The sequence below is a fragment of the Nocardia sp. NPDC003183 genome (genome assembly GCF_053590715.1).
The window spans coordinates 85,596-107,141 of sequence record NZ_JBSFTG010000007.1; the positions used below are offsets into that span (position 1 = coordinate 85,596).

Annotated in this window: 20 protein-coding genes; 13 read left to right on the forward strand and 7 right to left on the reverse strand. The window is 67.7% G+C overall.

All coding sequences use genetic code 11. The annotated features are described in order from the left end of the window. Positions 1 to 60: 60 nt before the first annotated feature. Genes ACWDXS_RS21585 through ACWDXS_RS21595 form a run of 3 tightly spaced genes read left to right on the forward strand, consistent with a single transcriptional unit; the run spans position 61 to position 3,277 of the window. Positions 61 to 1,485, forward strand: a complete 1,425-nt coding sequence (locus ACWDXS_RS21585) for an APC family permease (protein WP_378990601.1) — start codon at positions 61 to 63, stop codon at positions 1,483 to 1,485. Beyond that, a complete protein-coding gene (locus ACWDXS_RS21590) occupies positions 1,482 to 1,919 on the forward strand; it encodes a hypothetical protein (protein ID WP_449968083.1) in 438 nt (145 codons plus the stop codon). The genes ACWDXS_RS21585 and ACWDXS_RS21590 overlap by 4 nt, the downstream gene beginning before the upstream one ends. An 11-nt stretch (positions 1,920 to 1,930) precedes the next feature. Next, positions 1,931 to 3,277, forward strand: coding sequence for a dipeptidase (locus tag ACWDXS_RS21595; protein WP_378990598.1), 1,347 nt, complete (start codon positions 1,931 to 1,933; stop codon positions 3,275 to 3,277). Here the strand turns inward: ACWDXS_RS21595 and ACWDXS_RS21600 are convergent, their stop codons facing one another. Further along, positions 3,278 to 3,922, reverse strand: a complete 645-nt coding sequence (locus ACWDXS_RS21600) for an MBL fold metallo-hydrolase (protein ID WP_378990597.1) — start codon at positions 3,920 to 3,922, stop codon at positions 3,278 to 3,280. It lies immediately after the preceding gene. Between the two features lie 97 nt (positions 3,923 to 4,019). Here ACWDXS_RS21600 and purS point away from each other — a divergent pair, with 97 nt between their 5' ends. Together purS and purQ are read left to right on the forward strand one after the other, a co-directional pair. Further along, positions 4,020 to 4,256 carry a phosphoribosylformylglycinamidine synthase subunit PurS gene (gene purS / locus ACWDXS_RS21605; RefSeq protein WP_056818769.1) on the forward strand — a complete coding sequence of 79 codons (237 nt, stop codon included), beginning with the start codon at positions 4,020 to 4,022 and terminating at the stop codon, positions 4,254 to 4,256. Beyond that, on the forward strand, positions 4,253 to 4,930 hold the full coding sequence (gene purQ, locus ACWDXS_RS21610; protein WP_378631755.1) for a phosphoribosylformylglycinamidine synthase subunit PurQ: 678 nt from the start codon (positions 4,253 to 4,255) through the stop codon (positions 4,928 to 4,930). Before purS ends, purQ begins: the two co-directional genes overlap by 4 nt. A 16-nt stretch (positions 4,931 to 4,946) precedes the next feature. Here purQ and ACWDXS_RS21615 read toward each other — a convergent pair whose 3' ends face one another. After that, entirely contained in the window at positions 4,947 to 6,020 is a 1,074-nt protein-coding gene (locus ACWDXS_RS21615; RefSeq protein ID WP_387446325.1) for a substrate-binding domain-containing protein, read from the reverse strand. Between the two features lie 60 nt (positions 6,021 to 6,080). Between ACWDXS_RS21615 and ACWDXS_RS21620 the strand changes: the two genes are divergently transcribed. Both ACWDXS_RS21620 and ACWDXS_RS21625 read left to right on the forward strand, forming a co-directional pair. Further along, entirely contained in the window at positions 6,081 to 6,518 is a 438-nt protein-coding gene (locus ACWDXS_RS21620) for a MarR family winged helix-turn-helix transcriptional regulator (RefSeq protein WP_378631758.1), read from the forward strand. 60 nt (positions 6,519 to 6,578) lie between these two features. Beyond that, a complete protein-coding gene (locus ACWDXS_RS21625) occupies positions 6,579 to 7,871 on the forward strand; it encodes a M18 family aminopeptidase (protein ID WP_449968089.1) in 1,293 nt (430 codons plus the stop codon). A 40-nt stretch (positions 7,872 to 7,911) separates the two neighbouring features. Here the strand turns inward: ACWDXS_RS21625 and ACWDXS_RS21630 are convergent, their stop codons facing one another. Next, entirely contained in the window at positions 7,912 to 9,168 is a 1,257-nt protein-coding gene (locus ACWDXS_RS21630) for a glycosyltransferase 87 family protein (protein ID WP_449968092.1), read from the reverse strand. 163 nt (positions 9,169 to 9,331) lie between these two features. Here ACWDXS_RS21630 and purL point away from each other — a divergent pair, with 163 nt between their 5' ends. Both purL and ACWDXS_RS21640 read left to right on the forward strand, forming a co-directional pair. Then, positions 9,332 to 11,626, forward strand: coding sequence for a phosphoribosylformylglycinamidine synthase subunit PurL (gene purL / locus ACWDXS_RS21635; RefSeq protein ID WP_378990593.1), 2,295 nt, complete (start codon positions 9,332 to 9,334; stop codon positions 11,624 to 11,626). 21 nt (positions 11,627 to 11,647) lie between these two features. Then, positions 11,648 to 13,417 (forward strand): alpha/beta hydrolase, encoded by a 1,770-nt coding sequence (locus ACWDXS_RS21640; protein ID WP_449968095.1) that lies wholly within the window; start codon positions 11,648 to 11,650, stop codon positions 13,415 to 13,417. A gap of 46 nt (positions 13,418 to 13,463) precedes the next feature. Here ACWDXS_RS21640 and ACWDXS_RS21645 read toward each other — a convergent pair whose 3' ends face one another. Continuing rightward, positions 13,464 to 13,751 carry a YiaA/YiaB family inner membrane protein gene (locus tag ACWDXS_RS21645; RefSeq protein ID WP_056818759.1) on the reverse strand — a complete coding sequence of 96 codons (288 nt, stop codon included), beginning with the start codon at positions 13,749 to 13,751 and terminating at the stop codon, positions 13,464 to 13,466. A gap of 128 nt (positions 13,752 to 13,879) precedes the next feature. On the opposite strand from ACWDXS_RS21645, the gene ACWDXS_RS21650 reads away from it, so the two are divergent. Continuing rightward, a complete protein-coding gene (locus ACWDXS_RS21650) occupies positions 13,880 to 15,610 on the forward strand; it encodes an alpha/beta hydrolase (RefSeq protein ID WP_449968098.1) in 1,731 nt (576 codons plus the stop codon). Then, positions 15,607 to 16,236, forward strand: coding sequence for a CPBP family intramembrane glutamic endopeptidase (locus tag ACWDXS_RS21655; protein WP_449968101.1), 630 nt, complete (start codon positions 15,607 to 15,609; stop codon positions 16,234 to 16,236). Before ACWDXS_RS21650 ends, ACWDXS_RS21655 begins: the two co-directional genes overlap by 4 nt. A gap of 6 nt (positions 16,237 to 16,242) precedes the next feature. Here ACWDXS_RS21655 and ACWDXS_RS21660 read toward each other — a convergent pair whose 3' ends face one another. Together ACWDXS_RS21660 and ACWDXS_RS21665 are read right to left on the reverse strand one after the other, a co-directional pair. Next, positions 16,243 to 17,109 (reverse strand): alpha/beta fold hydrolase, encoded by an 867-nt coding sequence (locus tag ACWDXS_RS21660; RefSeq protein ID WP_449968104.1) that lies wholly within the window; start codon positions 17,107 to 17,109, stop codon positions 16,243 to 16,245. An 82-nt stretch (positions 17,110 to 17,191) separates the two neighbouring features. Further along, positions 17,192 to 17,692, reverse strand: a complete 501-nt coding sequence (locus ACWDXS_RS21665) for a hypothetical protein (RefSeq protein ID WP_449968107.1) — start codon at positions 17,690 to 17,692, stop codon at positions 17,192 to 17,194. Between the two features lie 91 nt (positions 17,693 to 17,783). Here ACWDXS_RS21665 and ACWDXS_RS21670 point away from each other — a divergent pair, with 91 nt between their 5' ends. Continuing rightward, positions 17,784 to 18,197 carry a sterol carrier family protein gene (locus ACWDXS_RS21670; protein ID WP_387446336.1) on the forward strand — a complete coding sequence of 138 codons (414 nt, stop codon included), beginning with the start codon at positions 17,784 to 17,786 and terminating at the stop codon, positions 18,195 to 18,197. 19 nt (positions 18,198 to 18,216) lie between these two features. On the opposite strand, the gene ACWDXS_RS21675 is transcribed toward ACWDXS_RS21670, so the two are convergent. After that, positions 18,217 to 19,482 (reverse strand): YhgE/Pip domain-containing protein, encoded by a 1,266-nt coding sequence (locus ACWDXS_RS21675; RefSeq protein WP_379311936.1) that lies wholly within the window; start codon positions 19,480 to 19,482, stop codon positions 18,217 to 18,219. Positions 19,483 to 19,780: 298 nt separating this feature from the next. Here ACWDXS_RS21675 and purF point away from each other — a divergent pair, with 298 nt between their 5' ends. Beyond that, on the forward strand, positions 19,781 to 21,361 hold the full coding sequence (purF, locus tag ACWDXS_RS21680; RefSeq protein WP_378631779.1) for an amidophosphoribosyltransferase: 1,581 nt from the start codon (positions 19,781 to 19,783) through the stop codon (positions 21,359 to 21,361). The last annotated feature ends 185 nt before the right edge of the window (positions 21,362 to 21,546 follow it).

Consider the following 21,546-nt stretch of genomic DNA (forward strand, 5'->3'; position numbering starts at 1 on the left):
ATTCATCAGTTGATCGAGTGGTTTCCGCTAGTTGTGTGAACACAGCAGGAGGCAGCGCTGATGACGGGCACTTCGACGAAAGTCGCGACGACGACGAAATATATGTCCTGGGTGACCTTGGCGCTGATGACCACGAGTTCGGTGGCGAGTCTGCGATCAGCGCCCACCATGGCCGTATACGGATTGGCCTGCGTATTCCTCTATGTCATTCCCGCGATTCTGTTTCTGATGCCGACCTCGCTGGTCGCCGCGGAACTCGCGTCGGGATGGCAGGGCGGCGTATATCAATGGGTCAGTCAGGGGTTGAGTAAGCCGCTCGGATTTCTTGCCGTCTGGTGCCAGTTCGCCATGACGATCTTTTACTATCCGAGCCTGCTCGCTTATGTGGCAAGCACTTTCGCGTACATCATTCATCCGTCGCTGGCCTCCAACGGCCTGTATGTGGCGATCGTGATCATCACCGTCTACTGGGCGGGTGTGTACGTGTCCTCGCAGGGCACCAAGACCGTGGCCGGGCTGTCGAGTATGGGCCTGATCATCGGCACGCTGATCCCGGGCACCTTGCTGGTCGTGCTCGGTCTGGTCTTCCTGGCGCAGGGCAATCCGTCCGCGGCGCCGATGGATTCGTCGCACCTGCTGCCGGCCTGGGCGGGGTTGGCGAGCCTGGTGCTGATCGTGAACAACTTCCTGTCCTACGCGGGTATGGAGATGAACGCGGTGCACGTGTCGTCGCTGAAGAACCCGGCCAAGGAATTCCCGAAGGCGATGTTCCTGGCTATGGCCCTGGTGCTGGTGATCTTCATCCTGCCCGCGCTGGCGATCAGCTGGGTCGTCCCCGCAGCGAGCCTCAGCCTCACCGCGGGTGTGATGCAGGCCTTCGACGCCTTCTTCGCGCACTTCGGAATCGGCTTCCTCACCCCGATCGTCGGCATCGCGTTGGTGGCCGCGGCCGTCGGCGGCATGCTGACCTGGCTGGCCGGACCGTCGAAGGGGCTGTTGCTGATCGGGCGCAGCGAGGGGTATCTGCCGCCGTTCCTGACCCGGCTCAACAAACACGGCGTGCAACAGAACATGCTGGTGGCGCAGGGCGTGTTCACCACGTTCATCGCGTTGCTCTACGCCTTCATCCCCGATGTCTCGAGCGCGTACTGGATTCTGTCGGTGATCACCACGCAGGTGTATCTGATCATGTACGTGCTGATGTTCGCCGCGGCCGCCAAGCTGCGTCGCGACGATCCGGATCACCCGCGCGGCTACCGGGCACCCGCGCTGATGGCGCTGTGCGCGCTCGGCGCGGCCTCCTCGATCGCCGCGTTCACGATCGGTTTCGTGCCGCCGTCACAGTTCGGCTCGGGCAGTCCGTGGGTGTACGTGCTCATCGTGGGTGGCGGCCTCGGCATCGTCGGGCTGCTCATTCCGTATCTGTTCTACCGAAATCGCAGGGACAGCTGGAAATTCGCCGTACCGGAAGGGCAGCAGGCATGACGACCGGAGACGCCCCCGCCCACAAGCGACGCTGGATCTACATCACGTCAGGTGTGCTGCTCGCGGTGTTCGCCCTGATCGGGCTGTTCACCTTCACCGCGATCCGCGAGAACACCCAGGCGAGCGCGAAAGCCGAACAGCTGCACAACAGTCTGGTCGCGGCCGGTCTGCCCGCACCGGAGGCGAATGTGATCGCCGACGCGCTCGGCGACGACGGCGGGTCGGTCTGCCAGGACCCGACTTCGCCGATGATCAAGGCGAAATACCAGGCCTCGATCACCAACGGTGCGGCCGGACCCGGACAGCGTCCGGTGATCGGCCCGCGCGCGACCGCCGAGGCGGTGGCGCTCACGATCGCCACCTACTGCCCGGATCGCTTGCAGGACTATCTTTCTCATCTCGAGACCCTGAAGCTCGACGACACGACGAAGTGAGGCGCGAAGAGATGACTGACGATGTGACGGCGCTGCGCGGCAAGGTTTCCGGGCTGATGGGTCAGGCGAAAAAGGATCTGGCCCAGCTTGTTTCGTTCAAATCCGTCGCCGATCCGCGTCAGTTCCCGCCGGAAGGGTGTGCGCAGACCGCGCAGTGGGTGGCCGACGCGTTCGCCGCGGCCGGGTTGACCGAGGTGGGCCTGCACGAGACGCCCGACGGCAGCAAAGCCGTCATCGCGTCGAAGCCGGGGCCGCCCGGCACGCCGACGGTGCTGCTGTACTGCCACTACGACGTGCAGCCCCCGCTCGACGACGCCGCGTGGAAGACACCGGTCTGGACGCTGACCGACAAGGACGGGCGCTGGTACGGGCGTGGTGCGGCCGACTGCAAGGGCAATATCGTCACGCATCTGACCGCCCTGCGCGCGATCGGACCCGACTTCCCGATCGGGATCACGGTGGTGGCGGAGGGATCGGAGGAGCAGGGCACCGGCGGCCTGGAGAAGTTCGTCGTCGCCAATCCCGCTCTGCTGCAATCGGATGCGATCCTGGTCGCCGACTGCGGCAATTTCGCGGTCGGGGTGCCGACGTTCACCCAGACCCTGCGGGGGATGGTGAATGTGGTGCTGACGGTGACAACGCTGGAAGGGCCGATGCATTCGGGAATGTTCGGTGGACCGGCGCCCGATGCGCTCGCCGCGATGATCCAGCTGCTGTCGTCGTTGCGCGATGCCGAGGGCAACACCACGATCGACGGACTCACCGGCGATCAGAAGTGGACCGGCGCGCAGTATCCGCCGGCGGACTTCCGGTCGGACGCGGGTGTGCTCGACGGTGTCGGCCTGCTCGGCAACGGAACCGTGTCCGACATGCTGTGGGCGCGGCCCGCGCTGACCGTGCTGGGGATGGACGTGCCCGCGGTGGTCGGGTCGTCGGCGGCGATCCAGCCGAGCACCAGGGCCAGGCTCAACCTGCGCATCCCACCGGGCACAGACCCCAAGCAGGCCTACGACCTGCTGGAGAAGCACCTGCGCGCGCACGTGCCGTGGAACGCCGAACTCGACATCGAGGTCGAGGCGCTCGGCGAACCGTTCGTCGCGTCCACGCAGGGCCCCGCCCGCTCGGCCATGGAAAAGGCGATGGCGACCTCCTACGGCCGCGACGTGACCACCGAGGGGCAGGGCGGGTCGATCCCGCTGTGCAATGTCTTCGCCGATACCTACCCGAAGGCCGAGATCATGCTGATCGGCGTCGAAGAGCCGAAATGCTTGATCCACGCGCCCAACGAGAGCGTCGACCCCAGCGAGATCGAGCACATGGCACTGGCCGAGGCGCTGTTCCTGACCAGCTACCGCTGATCAGAACTGGCCCTGGTCCTCGGGTTCGAGTACGCGGAACTCGGTGCCTGCCGGGGCCATCTCGGTCAGCCTGCCGAAGTAGATGCCCTGGGCGGAAGGGGTGATGATGCCGTGGTGGATGGGCACCGCGGTGCGGGGGTTGACGGCGCGTAGATAGTCGACGGCCTCGGCGATGCGCATCCACGGGGCGACGGCCGGGATGGCGAGCACGCCGACCGGGACCGGCGGCACCCACAGCGAGTCGCCGGGGTGGACCAGCTGGGCGGGGTCGGCCTCGGTGCCGAGCTGGAAGACGGTGTTGTCGATCACCGGGATCTCCGGGTGGATCACCGCGTGCCTGCCCCCGCCGCCGGTGATCTGTAAGTCACCGATATCGAGCACCTGACCGGCCGACACCGGCTCCCAGCCCTCGCTGCGCTGCTGTGCGGTCTGCGGATCCGACAGCAGCCGGGCGGTGGGGTTGTTCTCGATGAGATCGCCGATCCGATTCGGATCGATGTGGTCGGGGTGCTGGTGGGTCACCGCGATCGCGTCCAAGCCGGTGATGCCCTCGAACCCGTGCGCGAAGGTTCCGGGGTCGAACAGCACTTTCACGCCGTGCAGTTCCACGAGGATGCAGGAATGACCGAAGTGGGCGATGCGCATACCCGATGCTAAGCCGCCGTGACCCCGGAACGCGGGCACGACGGCCCGGTCAACTAAGATTTCCGAGGTAACCCCCACATCACTTGAGGAGCAACGCGTGGCACGAGTCGTGGTCGAGGTCATGCCGAAGGCCGAGATTCTGGACCCCCAGGGACAGGCCGTGGTCGGCGCGCTCCCGCGTCTGGGATTCGCTGGAATCTCGGATGTGCGGCAGGGCAAGCGATTCGAGCTCGAGGTGGACGACAGTGTGTCGGACGCCCAGCTCGAGCAGATCGCCGAGGCGCTGCTGGCGAACACGGTGATCGAGGACTGGAAGGTCGTTCGGGTCTCGTGAGCGCACGTATTGGCGTTATTACCTTCCCCGGCACGCTCGACGATGTCGACGCCGCTCGCGCGGTGCGGTTGGCCGGCGCCGAGGCTGTGAGCCTGTGGCATGCCGATGCCGATATCAAGGGTGTCGACGCGGTGATCGTGCCCGGTGGGTTCTCCTACGGGGACTACTTGCGGTGTGGCGCGATCGCACGGTTCGCGCCGGTGATGGGCGAGGTCGTTCGCGCCGCCGGGCAGGGTCTGCCGGTGCTCGGTATCTGCAACGGATTCCAGGTGCTGTGTGAGGCCGGGCTGCTGCCGGGTGCGCTGACCCGCAACGAGGGACTGCACTTCATCTGCCGCGACGAGTGGTTGAAGGTCGAGGCGACCGATACCGCGTGGAGTTCGCGGTATGAGCCGGGCGCCCAGATTCTTGTCCCGCTGAAGTCGGGCGAGGGGCGTTTCCAGGCTTCGGAGAAGGTGCTCGACGAGCTCGAAGGCGAAGGTCGCGTGGTGTTCCGGTACGCCGGTGACAACCCGAACGGTTCGCAGCGCGGGATCGCCGGGATTTCCTCGGCCAACGGGCGGGTTGTCGGTTTGATGCCGCACCCCGAGCACGCGACCGAGGCATTGACCGGACCCAGCGACGACGGTCTCGGCATGTTCTTCTCGGTGATCGATAGTTTCGTCAAGGCCTGACAGCCCCGCATCGGCACTAGAGCGTGTCGATGATGTCGAAGTCGACCCCGTTCGCCGTTGCCAGGTGGGCGGGGCCTACTGCTTGATTGCCCAGGAAACCCCGGCGGGTGGCCGGGCCGTCCAGCACCAGGCCCGTTTCCGCCGCGGCGATGATCGTTTTCACGTCGAGGGTGCCGGTGGTCTCGGCCAGGGTGTTCAGCAGGTGGATCGCCTCGTAGGTGGAGTTGCTGAAAGTGGTCAGCGCGGGGGCGAATCGACCCTGATGCCGGTGATAGCGGGCGCGGCGGGCACGACCTTCGGCGCTGTGGTTGTCGATGAAGAAACTCGACGCCACATAGAGGTTGGCGTTCGCTGATGGCCCCGCGCTGAGCAGGACGTTCTCGTCGACCGCCGGGCTGAGCCGGGGCATCATGGCGGGCAGGCCGGTGGCGGCGAACTGGCGATTGAAGCGGGCGGTGTCGGCGCCGACCATGAGGATCAGGACCGCGTCGGCCAGCAGCAGCGTCGGGTTGCCGAGGAAGTCGCCGAAATCGGCGGTGCCGAGCGGCACGTAGTGCTCGACGATGATGTCGTACGGATTCGGCAGGGACCGGCGCAGGGCTCGGGCGGTTCGGCGGGGCCAGATGTAGTCGTTGCCGATAACGGCCCAGCGGCGCACTCCCAGTTCGCGGGCCATCCACGCGGCCGCGGGAACTGTCTGGTGGTCGGGATGTTCGCCCACCAGCAGGACGCCGGGGCGTTCGTCGGGCAGGCCCTCGTGGTCGGTGGCATACAGGTAGGGAACGCGGGCGTCCACGGCCTCGGCGACTGCTCGACGTACCGCGGAGGTGTGCCAACCGGTGATCGCGCCGACCATTCCGGTGGCCAGGAAGGCCGCTACTTCGGCGGCGACTTCGTGTGGTTCGCGGCCGCCGTCGAGGGTCGTGAGACGAATTTCACGGCCCAGAATTCCTGTGCCGCTATTGATTTCGTCTACTGCCAGGGAAATGGCCGCGGTACACGATGGCGCGATGATGCCGCCAGGGCCTTGTGTGGGCACGATCGAGAGAATCTCGATCGTTTCATCCCGGCTCTGGTCCAACGAGGGCATTCTGTACTCTATCGCCTAGCGCGAACAGGATTGTTCGAATGAATTTCTCGGCAGGTGGGAATGCAATCGGTGTCCATCATAAGTGGGTATTCCACGCTGCACGGCGCCCTGCGCTCCGCGGAGCGCAACTGGGTAGGCCGGCTCGAATCGGCGCTGTCGGCTGACAATCTCACGGCCGACCACTGGGCGATCCTGTCGCAGCTGTCCACCGACGACGGGATGACGATGTCGGAACTGGCCGCCCAGGCGCGGCTGGCCCCGTCGTCGGCCACCCGGCACGCGGACAATCTCGCCGAACGCGGATTGATCTTCCGGGTCGCGGCCACCGACGATCGTCGCCGGATCCTGATCGGCTTGAGCAGTCTCGGGGCCAAACTGGCCGCCAGGATCCGCGCGCAGGAAAAGCTCGCGGAGGAAGAATTACGCTGCCGCCTGGGGAATCGCCGCTACGGCGAGTTACTGGCCGCGCTCGCGGTGATCGCCGAACGCGACGACTGATCCGAGCGCGGTATTCCGGGGCGGGGTGCCGGGGCACGGCATCGTGCCTAGGATCGCAGGATGCCGGTTTCCTTGACAGCGGCCACGGCCAGCGGATTGTGTGCCTTCATCGATGCGTCACCCTCGCCCTTCCATGTGTGCGCGACGGTGGCGGCCGAGCTGGACGGCAACGGTTTCACGCCGTTGACGGAGGCGTCGGCGTGGGACGACGCGGGCGGCAAACACTATGTGGTGCGCGGTGGTTCGCTGATCGCGTGGGCTGACTACGACGCCGTCCCCGCTGCTCCGTTCCGGGTGGTCGGCGCGCACACCGACAGCCCCAACCTGCGCGTGAAGCAGCATCCCGATCTGGCAGGGGCGGGGTGGCAGCTCGTCGGGCTCGAGCCGTACGGCGGGGCTTGGCTGAACTCCTGGCTGGACCGCGAGCTCGGTCTGTCGGGGCGGCTCAGTGTGCGCGAGGGCGCGCGGATGCGCGATGTGCTGGTGCGGATCGACGAGCCGATCCTGCGGGTGCCGCAGTTGGCCATCCACCTGTCCGAGGACCGGCGCGGGGTCACCCTCGACCCGCAGCGGCACGTGAACGCGATCTGGGGGATCGGCGACGCGCCCGCCTCGTTCCTCGACTTCGTCGCCGAGCGGGCCGAGGTCGACGGTGCCGATGTGCTCGGCTGGGAACTGATGACCCATGACCTCGCGTCGAGCACGATCGTCGGTCGCGACCTCGACCTGGTGAGCGCGCCGCGGCTCGACAACCAGGGCACCTGCTACGCCGGACTGCAGGCCTTCCTCGCGGCCGCCGACGAGCCGGGTGCGGCGACGGCGGTGCTGGTGATGTTCGACCACGAGGAGGTCGGGAGCCAGTCCGATCGTGGGGCGCAATCGGATCTGCTGCCCGCCGTACTGGAGCGGATCGTGCTGGCCCGTGGCGGTGGGCGCGCGGATTACCTTGCCGCGCTTGCCGGTTCGGTGGTCGCCTCCGGCGATATGGCGCACGCGACGCACCCGAACTACCCGGACCGGCACGAGCCCGCGCATCGCATCGAGGTCGGCGGGGGGCCGGTGCTCAAGGTGAATCAGAACCTGCGCTACGCCACCGACGCGGCGGGCGCGGGCGCGTTCGCCCTGGCGTGTGCGCAGGCCGGCGTGCCGCTGCAACGGTATGTCCACCGGGCCGACCTGCCCTGTGGCTCGACCATCGGCCCGATGACGGCGGCTCGCACCGGCATGTCGACCGTCGACGTGGGCGCACCCCAGCTCGCCATGCACTCGTGCCGCGAACTGATGGGTGCCGCCGACGTGCCCGCCTACGCTTCGGCCCTCGCGGCCTTCCTCACTCCGGAAGCGGCGGACTGACGGCGGCGGGGGATCGGCTCGGCCTCGATGGCCGCCGAGGTCAGGCCGACGCGAGTTCCGGTGCGGCCGCCGACTTTCGGCTGGGGTGGTAGGTGAGCACCGCGTAGACGATCACGGCGAACGTGGTCCACACATAGCTGCTGCCGATGATCTGCTGCCACCAGGCCCAGGCCAGTTCCTTGTCGCCCGAATGTGGCAACACCCACTGCGGGCCCACGATGAACATCACCGTGAACAGAGCGACGAGGGTGGTGAAGCCGCGAGAGCGGCGAGACACGGCCAGGCTGACCGCGACGACCAGCGCGGGCGCGACCCAGACCCAGTGATGCGACCACGACACCGGTGAGACCAACAGCACCGCCGCCGCGTTCACCAGCAGCGCGCCGACCTCGTTGCCCACGCCGATCAGGCGGTACATCCACACCGCGGCCAGCGCGATGGTGACCGCCGACAGACCGAGCCACAGGCCCGTCGCCAGCGATTCGTTCAGGCCGAGGCGGAACAGCGTGCCCTTGATCGACTGGTTGCCCGCGAAGTAGGGCGTGCCGATGCGGCCGGTGTCGGAGACGGTGTGGAACCAGTATTCGACCGAGTCCTTGGGGAACAGCAGGAAACCGACGCCCACCGCGCCCGCGGCCGAGACGACCATGGTGGCCGCGGCCTTCCAATCCCGGCGCAGCAGGAAGTACAGCAGATAGCCCGCCGGAATCAGCTTGATCGACACCGCGATGCCGATCAGCATCCCGCGCGGCCAGAACGGCTTGCGCACGAGAATGTCGAGGGCGACCGCGGCCATCAGGATCAGGTTGATCTGGCCGAAGTTGAAGGTCTGGCGGACCGGTTCGAGGTACTGGGCGAGGCCGAGCCCGGCGATCAGCACGGTGAGCACAGAGATCCGGTCGAGTTCGGGGCGCACGCGAACCAGCACCAGCCACAACACGATTCCCAGGCTCGCCAGCGAGGTAAGCAGCACGACGACCTCGGCGACCACCAGCGGCATCAGCGCCAGCGGCACGAAGAACATCGCGGCCAGCGGGGGGTAGGTGAACGGCAGGCCCAGCCCGTACACCGGCGGCATCGGGCCGTAGAGGTCGCCGCCGTCGAGCCACACCCGCGCGCCGTTGCGGTAGACCTGCAGGTCGATGAACCCGTGCCACCAGTGCGCCAGCAGTGCGACGGCGGCGGAGACCACGAACAAACCGATGGCGGCGGTCAGCCAGCGTCGTTGGCGGTCCGGGTTGTCGGAATCGGGAATACGCGGCTCGACCTGCTCGGCAACCCCCGGACTTTCGTTCACAGCGCCAGAGTAATGGGTACCCCAATGGCCCAACCGCAAGTGTGACCAGACCGAATCCGGCCGCCTCCCCAGCGTGAGGGCAGGACGGGCGGCAGGCGGTTACCCCGCAACCATTAGACTCTGCAGATCAAGTTCCCCCCGGCCGAAAGGACCCTGGTCTCCCGTGACACTGCAGGTCGACACCGTCGCTACCGCCGCAGCCACCCCGGATGCTCCGCAGCCGTACAAGGAACTCGGTCTCAAAGACGACGAGTACGCCCGCATCAAGGAGATTCTGGGCCGTCGGCCCACCGATGCCGAGCTGGCGATGTACTCGGTGATGTGGAGCGAGCACTGCTCCTACAAGTCCTCCAAGGTGCATCTTCGCTACTTCGGTGAAACCACCACCGACGAGATGAAGGCCTCGATGCTGGCCGGGATCGGCGAGAACGCCGGCGTGGTCGACATCGGCGACGGCTGGGCCGTCACCTTCAAGGTGGAAAGCCACAACCACCCGTCCTACGTGGAGCCCTACCAGGGCGCGGCCACCGGCGTCGGCGGCATCGTGCGCGACATCATGGCCATGGGCGCGCGCCCGATCGCGGTGATGGACCAGCTGCGCTTCGGTGCGGCGGACGCCCCCGACACCCGTCGCGTGGTCGACGGCGTGGTGCGCGGCGTCGGCGGTTACGGCAACTCGCTCGGCCTGCCCAACGTCGGCGGCGAGACCGTGTTCGACGCCTCCTACCAGGGCAACCCCCTCGTGAACGCGCTGTGCGCGGGCGCGATGCGCGTGGAAGACCTGCACCTGGCCTTCGCCTCGGGCAACGGCAACCGGATCATCCTGTTCGGCGCGCGCACCGGCCTCGACGGCATCGGCGGCGTGTCCGTGCTCGCCTCGGACTCCTTCTCCGGTGACGAGTCCGGCACCGGCCGCAAGAAGCTGCCCGCCGTGCAGGTGGGCGACCCGTTCACCGAGAAGGTACTCATCGAGTGCTGTCTCGACCTGTACGCGGCCGGGCTGGTCGTCGGCATCCAGGACCTCGGCGGCGCCGGTCTGTCCTGCGCCACGTCCGAACTCGCCGCGGCGGGCGACGGCGGCATGCACATCGACCTGACCAAGGTCCCGCTGCGCGCCGCGCACATGACCCCCGCCGAGATCCTGTCGAGCGAATCGCAGGAGCGCATGTGCGCGGTCGTCACGCCGGAGAACGTGGACGCGTTCATGGCCGTCTGCAAGAAGTGGGACGTGCTGGCCACCGACATCGGTGAGGTCACCGACGGCGACCACCTCGTCATCACCTGGCACGGCGAGACCGTGGTGGACGTACCGCCGCGCACCGTCGCCCACGAGGGCCCGGTGTACGAGCGTCCCGTGCAGCGCCCCGACACCCAGGACGCGCTGATCGCCGACACCACCGCCACCCTGACCCGGCCCAAGACCGGCGACGAGCTGCGCGAGACCTTGCTCACGATGATCGCCAGCCCGCAGCTGTGCAGCCGCAAGTGGATCACCGAGCAATACGACCGTTACGTGCGTGGCAACACCGTGCTGGCCGAGCACGCCGACGCGGGCGTCGTCCGCATCGACGAGTCCTCGGGCCGCGGCATCGCCCTGGCCACCGACGCGTCGGGCCGCTACACCAAGCTCGACCCGTACACCGGCGCGCAGCTGGCGCTGGCCGAGGCGTTCCGCAACGTCGCCACCACCGGCGCCACCCCCAAGGCCGTCACCAACTGCCTGAACTTCGGTTCGCCGGAGGATCCGGGCGTGATGTGGCAGTTCCAGCAGGCCGTGCGCGGCCTCGCGGATGGTTGTGCGGCCCTGGGCATTCCGGTGACCGGCGGCAACGTGAGCTTCTACAACCAGACCGGTAAGGACGCCATCCTGCCCACCCCGGTGGTCGGCGTGCTCGGCGTGATCGACGATGTGCACCGCCGCATCCCGACCGGCCTCGGCCTCGAGCCGGGCGAGTCGCTGATCCTGCTCGGCGAGACCCACGACGAGCTGGACGGCTCGATCTGGTCGCAGGTCACCCACGACCACCTCGGTGGCGTGCCGCCGCGCGTCGACTTCGCCCGCGAGCAGCTGCTCTCGGAGGTGCTCACCTCGGGTTCGCGCGACGGCATGATCTCCGCCGCGCACGACCTGTCCGAGGGCGGCCTGGCACAGACCGTCATCGAAGCGGCGCTGGCAGGCGAAACCGGTTGCCGCATCGTGCTCCCCGAGGGCTCTGACCCGTTCGTGCAGCTGTTCTCCGAGTCGGCCGGCCGGGTGCTCGTCGCCGTGCCGCGTTCGGAGGAGACCCGGTTCACCAAGATGTGTGACGCGCGGCAGCTGCCGTGGGTGCGCATCGGCGTGGTCGACCAGGGCTCGGATTCGGTCGAGGTGCAGGGGCAGTTCTCCGTGACACTCGCCGAATTGCGCGAGGCATTCGAAGGCACGCTGCCTAAGCTGTTCGGAGCGCACACCGCCTGATCGGACAGAGGAGTCGAGCTTGTGACCACTGAGGATACGAGCTCGGCTTCTCCACCGGCAGTTCGCGAGAACCTCTTCATCAGGGGAATTCACCTGGTGGAGAGGTTTTTTCATCCCAACTACGCCGGCTTGATCGTGGCGACGTTGTTCTTCGGGTTGTCGCTGACACCCTCGCTGCTGCCGCGTGACTGGTTCTTCCAGGGGCTGGTCAGCGGCATCAACGCGACGATCGGCTATGGGCTCGGTTGCTTGCTGGCGTGGGCCTGGCGCAAATGGGTCGCGCCGCGGATCACCTGGCCCGAGCAGGTGCGCACGGCATGGGCTCGGCGCCCGAGCTGGCTGGTGGTGGCGCTGCAGAGCGCGATCGTGATGGCGTGCCTGATCTTCGCGGTGCTGATGAGTATCCAGTCCTCGAAGTGGCAGCGGCAGATCACCGATCTGATGGGGATGGAGCCGGTGTCCGACGCGGGGTATCCGCGGACGGTGCTGGTCGGCGCGGTGGTGGTCGGACTGCTGATCTGGATCTCGCGTCTGGTGGTGCGATTGGTGCGCGCGGTGACGCGGGCGCTGAACCAGTGGGTGCGGATTCCGGCGGCGTTCGCCCGGCCACTCGGGGTGATCGTCGTGCTGGTGGCCGCGGTGCTGCTGTTCAACGGTGTGCTGGCGAAAGGCTTTTTCGCCGTCGCCAATTCGGCGTTCAGCGCGCGCAACAGTCACACCTCACCGAACGCGGTCCAGCCGACGCTGCCCGAACGTTCCGGCAGCCCTGAGTCGCTGGCCAAGTGGGACACGCTGGGTTCGGAGGGCCGATGGTTCGTGGCGAACGCGCCGACCGCTCTCGCGATCGGGCAGGTCACCGGAAAGCCCGCGCGCGAACCGATTCGGGTCTACGCGGGGCTGGAATCCGCGGACGGGGTCGAGGCGCAGACCGATGTGGCCATCGCCGAACTCGACCGCACCAAGGCCTTCGAACGCGAAGTGCTGGTGGTGATCAGCACCACCGGCACCGGCTGGGTCGATACCGTCAGCGCCGAGGCGATCGAGTTGATGTTCGGCGGCGACACCGCGCTGGTGGCGACGCAGTACTCGTATCTGCCCAGCGCGCTGTCGTTCCTGTCCGATCGGGACAAGTCGATGACCATGGGGCGCACGCTGTTCGACAAGGTGTACGAACGCTGGTCGGCGCTACCCGAAGACGCCAGACCCAAGCTGCTGGTCTACGGCGAGAGTCTCGGTTCGCAGGGGTCGGAGGGTGCGTTCTCCGGTCTGGCCGACATTCGCAATCGCACCGACGGCGTGCTGTGGGTGGGACCGCCCAACTCCAACCGGTTGTGGTCGGAATTCGTGACCCGACGTGACCCCGGCACCGACGAGATCACCCCGATCTACGCCGACGGGATGTCGGTGCGGTTCGCCGCCGACGACGATCAGCTGGCCCGGCCGACGCCGGCTTGGAACGACCCGCGCATCACCTACCTGCAACACGCCTCCGACCCGGTGGTGTGGTGGTCGCCGGATCTGCTGTTCAGTCAGCCGGATTGGTTGCGGGAGAAGCGCGGACCCGATGTTTCACCGGCCATGTCGTGGTATCCCATCGTCACGTTCTGGCAGGTCGCCGCGGATCTGCCGCGCGCGCAGACGGTGTCGGACGGGCACGGCCACAACTACGGCAACCTGGTGCCCGACGCGTGGGCCGCGGTGGCCCAGCCACCGGACTACACACCAGAATCGGCTGCCAGGATTCGGGTGTTCCTCGAAGAATCCATGGCTACCGAACGTCAGTTGAAGTGACGAACCGGGGGCGCCGAACCCCTCGATCGGCGCCGCCCGGCTCGGCTCACGACACCGATTTGAACGGATTGTGTTCGGCGATCAGCTGTTCCAGCCGCGCCTCGTCGATCCGCCCGATCAGTGACTGAGTCTCCTGCTGGTCGCGCACGACCTTGGCGAGGGTGAAGCAGCTGGTCACCAGGAACAGGCCCGACATCGCCAGGAACGCGCGCTGCCAGCCGTCCAGCGGCAGATAGGCGATTCCGGCGCCGGTCCCGAACAGGCTCACAGCGAACGCGATCGCGGCCTGGGCCATGTAGGCCGAGGTGTTCTTCGGCTTGGTGTTTGTGCTCATGGCTCTCAGTGTGCTGATCCGCGGTGTCGCGATCGCGCGTACAACTACTCGAGTGCGGTACGTAGTTTGTGAGCGGCTCCGCAGTCACAAATCCGGTGATTGTCGGTACCGGCCGCCATACTGGGGCGGTGACCGAGCGCGCTTCGACTACCGCGATGCTGCGTGCGCGCGGCGCCGTGGTCTTGCGGCGCGTCGAGGTCGTCGTCGATCTGAATTACGTCGGATTGGTGCTGGCGACGCTGTTCTTCGGGCTGTCGGTGACGCCTTCGCTGGTGCCGCGTGACTGGCTGTTCCAGGGGCTGATCAGCGGGATCAACGCCGCGATCGGTTACGGGCTCGGATGTGTGCTCGAGTGGTTGTTCCGGCGGTGGGTGCGGTCGCGGATTCCGATTCCGAGCCCGTCCGATCGGTTGCGATACGCGATCAAGGCGACCGTGCTGGTGGGGTGTGCGCTGGTGGCGGCGCTGATGCTGGTGCAGTCGGCGCGGTGGCAGCGCGAGATCACCTCGCTGATGGGGATGGCGGGCACCACCACGCCCGCCTATCTGCGGACCGGACTGCTCAGCATGGCCGTCGGGGTGGCGGTGGTGGCCGCGTATCGGACGGTGCGCGTCATGGTGCTCGGCCTGGCTCGCCAGCTCAATCGGTGGGTGCGGGTGCCGCGCGAAGTGGCGCCCGCCGCCGGGTTGCTGGTGCTGGTCGTGCTCGCGGTGACGATCTTCAACGGCGTCGCCTCGCGGGCGTTCTTCGCGGTGGCCAACTCGGCGTTCAGCGTGCGCAACGATCGGGCCACGCCGTACGCGGTGCAGCCGATCGCGCCGGAGCGTTCGGGGAGTCCGGGATCGCTGGCGTCGTGGCAGTCGCTCGGGTTCGAGGGGCGGTGGTTCGTGTCCAACGGGCCGAGTGCCGCCGCGATCACCGAGGTGACGGGAAAGACCGCGCGCGAACCCATCCGGGCCTATGTGGGGTTGGAGTCGGTGACTCGGGACCAGACCGCCGCGCAGCTGGCCGTCGCCGAACTGGAGCGGACCGAAGCCTTCGAACGCGAGGCGATGGTGGTGGTCACGACGACCGGGACCGGGTGGGTCAACGGGATGGCCGCGGGCGCCGTGGAATACCTCTACGGCGGGGATACGGCGATCGTGGCGACCCAGTTCTCGTATCTGCCCAGCGTGCTCTCGTTCCTGTCGGACCGGGACAAGGCGGCCGCGGCCAGCCGGGAGCTGTTCGACGCGGTGTACGAGCGGTGGTCGGCCCAGCCGGAGGGGCATCGGCCCAAGCTGTTCGTCTACGGGGAGAGCCTGGGTTCGCAGGGGTCGGAGGAGGCGTTCGACGGGCTGGCCGATCTTCGCGAGGAGGTCGACGGCGCGTTGTGGGTGGGGCCGCCGAATTCGAATCGGTTGTGGCGGCAGTTCGTCGACCGCCGCGATCCGGGGACGCCCGCGGTGGCGCCGGTGTACGCGGACGGGCTCGTCGTCCGATTCGCCGATGACGCGGCAGATCTCGATCGCGCCGAGCCGTGGCGCGAACCCCGCATCGCCTACCTGCAACATCCGTCCGACCCGATCGTGTGGTGGTCGGCCGATCTGATCTTCACCCGGCCGGATTGGTTGAGCGAACCGCGCGGTCCCGATGTGTCGACACAGATGCGGTGGGCGCCGTTCGTGACGTTCTGGCAGGTCACGGCCGATCTCACCAACGCGCAGGGGGTGGTCGACGGGCACGGGCACCGGTACGGGAGTTTGGTGCTGGACGGGTGGTTGGCCGTCGCGGCGCCGCCGGGGTTGAACGGTGATGTCGTCGAAAGCATCCGGGCCGCACTGGAATCGGCGGAAACCTACGAGCGGGAGGTGAAGTGAGAAGGCTCGAAGCCGTTGCCGCGCTGGCCCTTCCGCTGCTGTGGAGCAACCGGGTTCTTCCTGCCCTCGATCTTGCGTTGCGGGGCCGCACCGTGGCGAACATCGCCTTCGCGGCGGGCTACACGAAACTCTTTCGGGGTAACCCGAACTGGTTGTCGCCCAGTGGCTTCCGCTGGGGTTTCGGCAGCGCGGCCGTCGTCGTCGCCGGCTACGCCGTCGCCCTGTCGATCCCGTCCCTGCGACGGCTCCCGCTCGAGATCGCTGTTCGCGCACCGGAGACATCGACCCTCGAATGGATCGGCCTGCACATCCCCGTGGGCACCGTCCTGGCCGAGGAAGCCGTCTTCCGCGGAACCCTCGACCCGGTGCTCGCCGAGAGCGCCGGGTCGCTCGCACCCGTGATCAGCGCCCTCGATTTCGGCCTCTGGCACATCCGACCGGCACGGGTCGCGGGCGATCCGGTTGTCCCCACGGTGCTGGCCACCACCCTCGCCGGTCTCGTTTTCACCGAACTCCGGCGCCGGTCGGGTAGTGCCACCGCGCCCGCGCTCCTGCATCTGGCGATCAATGCCGGCGGAGCGCTCGCGCCCGCCGCCGCTCGGTGGGTGGACGGGCTGCGGCGGTAACCCCGCTCAGGCAGTCGCGACGAAATCGGCGACGGCCTCGGTGAAGGCGTCGTTGTCGTCGCCCGCGGCGGTGTGGGCCGCGGCGCTGATCTCGGCCAGGCGGGCGTGCGGTGTGAGCGCCAGGAATGCCGCGGCGCCCTCGTCGCTGACCACGTCGGACTTGCCGCCGCGGATCAGCAGGACCGGGATGGTGAGCGCCTCGGCGGCGGCTTCCATCTCGACGATGCGGGCTTCCGGGTCGTCGTTGACGTCGCTGATCAGGTCCGGGTCCCAGTGCCAGTACCAGCGGCCGTCCCGCTGACGCAGGTTGCGCAGGAGACCGTCGGCGTTGTCGGGACGCGGGCGGTGCGGCAGGTAGGCGGCGACCGCGTCGGCCACCTGGTCGAGGGTGTCGAAACCGTCGCGGTGCCTGCCGAGGAAGTCCATCACGCGCGCCACGCCCGTGGACTCCGAGCGGGGCACGATGTCGACCAGCACGAGTGCGCGGATCGCGCTGCCACCCGGCGTCGCGGTGGCGAGCAGCCCGGTGATCCCGCCCATGCTGGCCCCGACCACCACAGCGCCCGCGTCCCGCGTCGCACCGAGCTGTTCGAGCACGGTGTGCAGGTCGGCCACCATCACGGTCCTGGAGTAGTCCGCCTCCGGTGACCAATCGCTGTCCCCGTGTCCCCGCGCGTCGACGGCGACAACCCGCATGCCCGCCGCGGCCAGCGCCCGTCCCGTCCGCTTCCACGAATGCCGGTTCTGTCCGCCGCCGTGCAGCATCACGACCAGCGGGCCGCCGTCCGCGCCGAAGCTGTCCGCGACCAGGGTGAGCCCGTCGGCAGCGCGCAATCGCAGCGTTGTCGGCTCGAGGGGATCGGTGACACTCATAGGACGAATGTACGACGAGTCCCACCGATCGGCGCCGTCGGGCGTTCGATCGGCCGTCGGGGCGCTGCCATGAGCCTCTGTCTCAGCTGTCGGACCTGGTCCAGGTCAGGTACTCGGCGTCGCGGGACGGTGTGCCGTTCCACGGGTGCTCGGGGAAGTCCTCGTCGCGCACTTCGGTCCGGCCAGGGAGGTGGGCGCACACGCAGGCGATGGTCAATGTGTCTGTGCGGGAGCCGAGTTCGTCGGCCTTGAGCTCGTGAGCCAGGTCGGTGGCGACCGGGAGGAGGTCGTTCATCGTCGCGGTGCCCGGCAGGCAGAGGTCGAGGTACAAGTCGACCGAGCCCGGTCGCTCGGGCGAGACGGCCGATCTTCCCGCGGCTATGCGGACATCCGGTGGCAGGCGGGTGCGCTGCATGAATTTCGACAGGTCGAATCCGGCGATCGTTTGTGGGCCGGTCACGTATTTGCCCTGGCACGCCAGCACGGTCTGTGGCGGATCGGGCGGGGTGGTGTCGTCGGGCGTCTGGCAGGCGGCGATCAGCGCCGCCGCGGGGATCGAGATCAAGGCTGTCGCGCGTCTCATCGGGAGTCACGCTAGCGGGTGTTCGACGTTCGGGTCACGGAGTCGGCTCGGGTGACCGGAATGTCGGTGAACGTCGGTAGCGTCTCGCGGTATGGCTGGACGGAATGTGGTCGACCCCGCGCAGGTGCGGGCGGCTGTGCTGGGTGTGGGGGAGTGGTTGCGGGATCCGGCGTTGCCGGTGCCGGGGCGGGGGGAGTTGGGGGCCGCGGTGAAGGGGACGGCGCGGGCCCTGGCGGGGAGTGCGCCGGGGCATTCGGTGGAGGTACGGGTGCCGCCGTTCGTGGCCGTGCAATGCATCGAGGGGCCTCGGCATACCCGGGGGAATCCGCCGAATGTGGTGGAGACGGATGCGCGGACCTGGTTGTTGCTGGCTACCGGGCTGCTCGGATTCGACGACGCGGTGCGGGCGGGGGTGGTGAGCGCCTCGGGGACAAGGGCGGGGGAGATCGCGGGGTGGCTGCCGATCGTGCCGTTGCCCGCGCGGGACGACCCGGCTGCCGAGTAGCGGCAACCGGGTCGCCGGCTCACGCGGCCGCGGTGTGCTTGCGGTGCAGGCCCTTGTAGTCGTAGTAGCGGGTGATGATCGTGCCGAGGACGACGGCGATCGCGATGCCGAGCAGCGACATCCAGATGCCGCGATCGAGACCCGCCGCATAGCTGGCGTCGAAGTACAGGATCGAGCGGACACCGAGGAACACCTGGTGCATCGGCTCGAATTCGGCGAGCCACGCGAGGTAGGTCGGCGTCGCCTCGATCGGGACGGTACCGCCGGAGGACGGCAGACCGAGGATGACGAACAGGGTCAGGTTCACCAGCAGACCCGCGGTGCCCAGGGCGGCCAGCGTCATCAGCGCGGTCCAGCCGACCGCGATCATGGCGAGCACCGAGAACAGGAACAGGGCGAGCGGATTGTCGACCGGCATGCCCACCACCTTCGCCACCAGCAGGAACACCAGCGAAACGATCACCGCGACCAGCGCCGAAACCCCCCACTTGATGAGCAGGGTGTGAAAGCGCGAGATCGGGGTCGGCGGATAGTGCACGGACCAGGGGCCGTATTCGGTGGGCATGAAGCCGAGCTGGGAATCGACCATCGTGTGGATCACCATCGCCCCGACCATCCCGGCCAGCAGCAGGAGCAGGGAGAAGAAGAATGCCGTCAGGCCGATCCCGGTGCCGCTCGGCAGCGGACGGAATTCCTGCGCGACCACATCGATCGGGCTCTCGAGGGTGATCATGGCCGCGCCGGACACCTGCGGCGGCGGTGCACCCGCCGGTGTTTCGGCCAGGGTCGCCCGTACCTGCTCGGTCAGTTGGAGCCCGACCTGCTTGTCGACCTCCGACAGCGCCCGGTCGCCGATGCGCTGCACGATCCCGACGCCGTAGGCGCCCATGCGCGGGTTGGTCTGCAGGGTGATGATCGGCCGTTCCATCTCGCCGGGCACGATGCTGCCCGTGCCGAGAATGCCCAGGCGTTTGCTGAAATCGCCGGGGATGATGATCGCGCCGTACACCTGTCCGGTGCGCAGCAACTGCTCGGCCTCCGATTTTCCGACGACGCGCAAGTCGATCTGATCGGCGGGAACGCCCGCGACGAGCGCATCCGCGATCTGCTTGCCGAAATCGACCTGCTTGCGCTGATCGCCTGAACCCATGACATCGCCGACGTCGGAATCGACGAGCGCGATCGGGAAGTCGTGCAGATTCTTCTCCGGGTCGGCGATATAGCCGAGGTACATGAAGCCGAGCAGTGCGGTGAGCACGGTCAAGACCGCGGTCGGCGCGAGCACGATGCGAGCCCAGTGACGCCGATTCAAGTTCGGTGTGGCGAACGTCGCTTCGCCGAGAGGTTTCTGGTCGGAATCAATCGGCTCCGCACCGGTGTTGTCGCTATGCGACCCGGTTCCACCGGCTGCAACGTGTGCACTGTCGTCCGTCGTCACGATGCGCACCGTAACAGCTCTGTGTGGCCGATCGGCGGGTTCGTGACCAGTGGATTGCTGCCGGGATGCGAGCGCGCGTACTACCCGCTGCGGATGACCCGTAGACTGACTAGTGCCCCCAGCCCGCCCGAACAGGGAGCAAACGGTGACCGACGTCGATCCCACGATCGTCCCCACGCCCAATACCCCCGACGAGATCGAACACGACCCTCGCGAGGAGTGTGGCGTCTTCGGCGTCTGGGCTCCCGACGAAGACGTGGCGAAGCTCACCTACTACGGCCTGTACGCCCTGCAGCATCGCGGGCAGGAGGCGGCCGGAATCGCCGTTTCCGACGGCTCCCAGATCCTGGTCTTCAAGGATCTCGGCCTGGTCTCCCAGGTCTTCGACGAGCAGACGCTCGCGGCAATGCCGGGGCATATCGCCGTCGGGCACTGTCGCTACTCCACCACCGGTGGCGTCACCTGGGAGAACGCGCAGCCGATCTTCCGCACCACCTCCGTCGGCTCCGGCCTCGCTCTGGGCCACAACGGCAACCTGGTGAACACCGCCGAATTGGCCGGTCGCGCACGCGAACTCGGCCTGATCGGCGCCGGTGTGATCGATGGCCGCCCGCAGATGACCGGCGCCACCTCCGACTCCGACATCGTCACCGCGCTGCTGGCCCACGCCTCGGCGGACTCCAGCATCGAGGCCGCCGCGATGGAGCTGCTGCCGCAGCTGCGCGGCGCGTTCTGCCTCACCTTCATGGACGAGCACACCCTCTACGCCGCGCGTGACCCGCACGGCGTGCGCCCGCTGGTGCTGGGCAGGCTCGACCGTGGCTGGGTCGTCGCGTCCGAGACCGCCGCGCTCGACATCGTCGGTGCCGCGTTCGTCCGTGAGATCGAGCCGGGCGAGCTGCTGGCCATCGACTCCGAGGGCGTGCGCTCCATGCGCTTCGCCAATCCCGAGCCCAAGGGTTGCGTCTTCGAGTACGTGTACCTGGCGCGCCCCGACACCACGATCGCCGGTCGCTCGGTGCACTCCACCCGCGTGGAGATCGGCCGCAAGCTGGCCAAGGAGCATCCGGTCGAGGCCGACCTGGTGATCCCGGTGCCCGAGTCGGGCACGCCCGCCGCGGTGGGTTACGCCCAGGGCTCCGGCATTCCGTACGGCCAGGGCCTGATGAAGAACGCCTATGTGGGCCGTACCTTCATCCAGCCCAGCCAGACGATCCGTCAGCTCGGCATCCGCCTCAAGCTCAATCCGCTGCGCGAAGTGATCCGGGGCAAGCGACTGATCGTCGTCGACGACTCCATCGTGCGCGGCAACACCCAGCGCGCGCTGATCCGCATGCTGCGCGAGGCCGGTGCGCTCGAGATCCACGTGCGCATCGCGTCGCCGCCGGTGAAGTGGCCCTGCTTCTACGGCATCGACTTCGCCTCGCGCGCGGAGCTGATCGCCAACGGCACCGGCGCCGACGACAGCTACGCCGACATGGTCGAGAACGTGCGTCGCTCCATCGGCGCCGACACTCTCGGCTACGTCTCCACCGAGGGCATGATCGCCGCCACCGAGCAGCCGCGCTCGCGACTGTGCACCGCCTGCTTCACCGGCGACTACCCGATCGAACTGCCGCCGGAGGCCGCCATCGGCAAGAACGTGCTCGAGGGGATGCTCTCGGGCAAGGCCGAGTCGAAGCTGCTCGGTGAGAACGCCAACGTGGACGCACTGAGCCGTCCATAACACGTGTCGGCGGTAAAGACACGTCGCACTACGCCGCACCAGAGGGGCCGGACAGGATAAACCTGATCGGCCCCTTTTGTGTTGTGTACGAGAGTAATTCCGGTAACCGGCAATTTCGTAAGATTAGTTCATAACATGGCGGCAATAATTCGGACCATTTGAAACTGGGCGGTAATGGTTCACCT

What these genes read in the sequence shown, in the direction of transcription:
- ACWDXS_RS21585 (WP_378990601.1), top strand. Translation starts at nt 61, where the DNA reads ATGACGGGCACTTCGACGAAAGTCGCGACGACGACGAAATATATGTCC.
- ACWDXS_RS21590 (WP_449968083.1), top strand. Translation starts at nt 1,482, where the DNA reads ATGACGACCGGAGACGCCCCCGCCCACAAGCGACGCTGGATCTACATC.
- ACWDXS_RS21595 (WP_378990598.1), top strand. Translation starts at nt 1,931, where the DNA reads ATGACTGACGATGTGACGGCGCTGCGCGGCAAGGTTTCCGGGCTGATG.
- ACWDXS_RS21600 (WP_378990597.1), bottom strand. Translation starts at nt 3,922, where the DNA reads ATGCGCATCGCCCACTTCGGTCATTCCTGCATCCTCGTGGAACTGCAC.
- ACWDXS_RS21615 (WP_387446325.1), bottom strand. Translation starts at nt 6,020, where the DNA reads ATGCCCTCGTTGGACCAGAGCCGGGATGAAACGATCGAGATTCTCTCG.
- ACWDXS_RS21620 (WP_378631758.1), top strand. Translation starts at nt 6,081, where the DNA reads ATGCAATCGGTGTCCATCATAAGTGGGTATTCCACGCTGCACGGCGCC.
- ACWDXS_RS21625 (WP_449968089.1), top strand. Translation starts at nt 6,579, where the DNA reads ATGCCGGTTTCCTTGACAGCGGCCACGGCCAGCGGATTGTGTGCCTTC.
- ACWDXS_RS21645 (WP_056818759.1), bottom strand. Translation starts at nt 13,751, where the DNA reads ATGAGCACAAACACCAAGCCGAAGAACACCTCGGCCTACATGGCCCAG.
- ACWDXS_RS21660 (WP_449968104.1), bottom strand. Translation starts at nt 17,109, where the DNA reads ATGAGTGTCACCGATCCCCTCGAGCCGACAACGCTGCGATTGCGCGCT.
- ACWDXS_RS21665 (WP_449968107.1), bottom strand. Translation starts at nt 17,692, where the DNA reads ATGAGACGCGCGACAGCCTTGATCTCGATCCCCGCGGCGGCGCTGATC.
- ACWDXS_RS21670 (WP_387446336.1), top strand. Translation starts at nt 17,784, where the DNA reads ATGGCTGGACGGAATGTGGTCGACCCCGCGCAGGTGCGGGCGGCTGTG.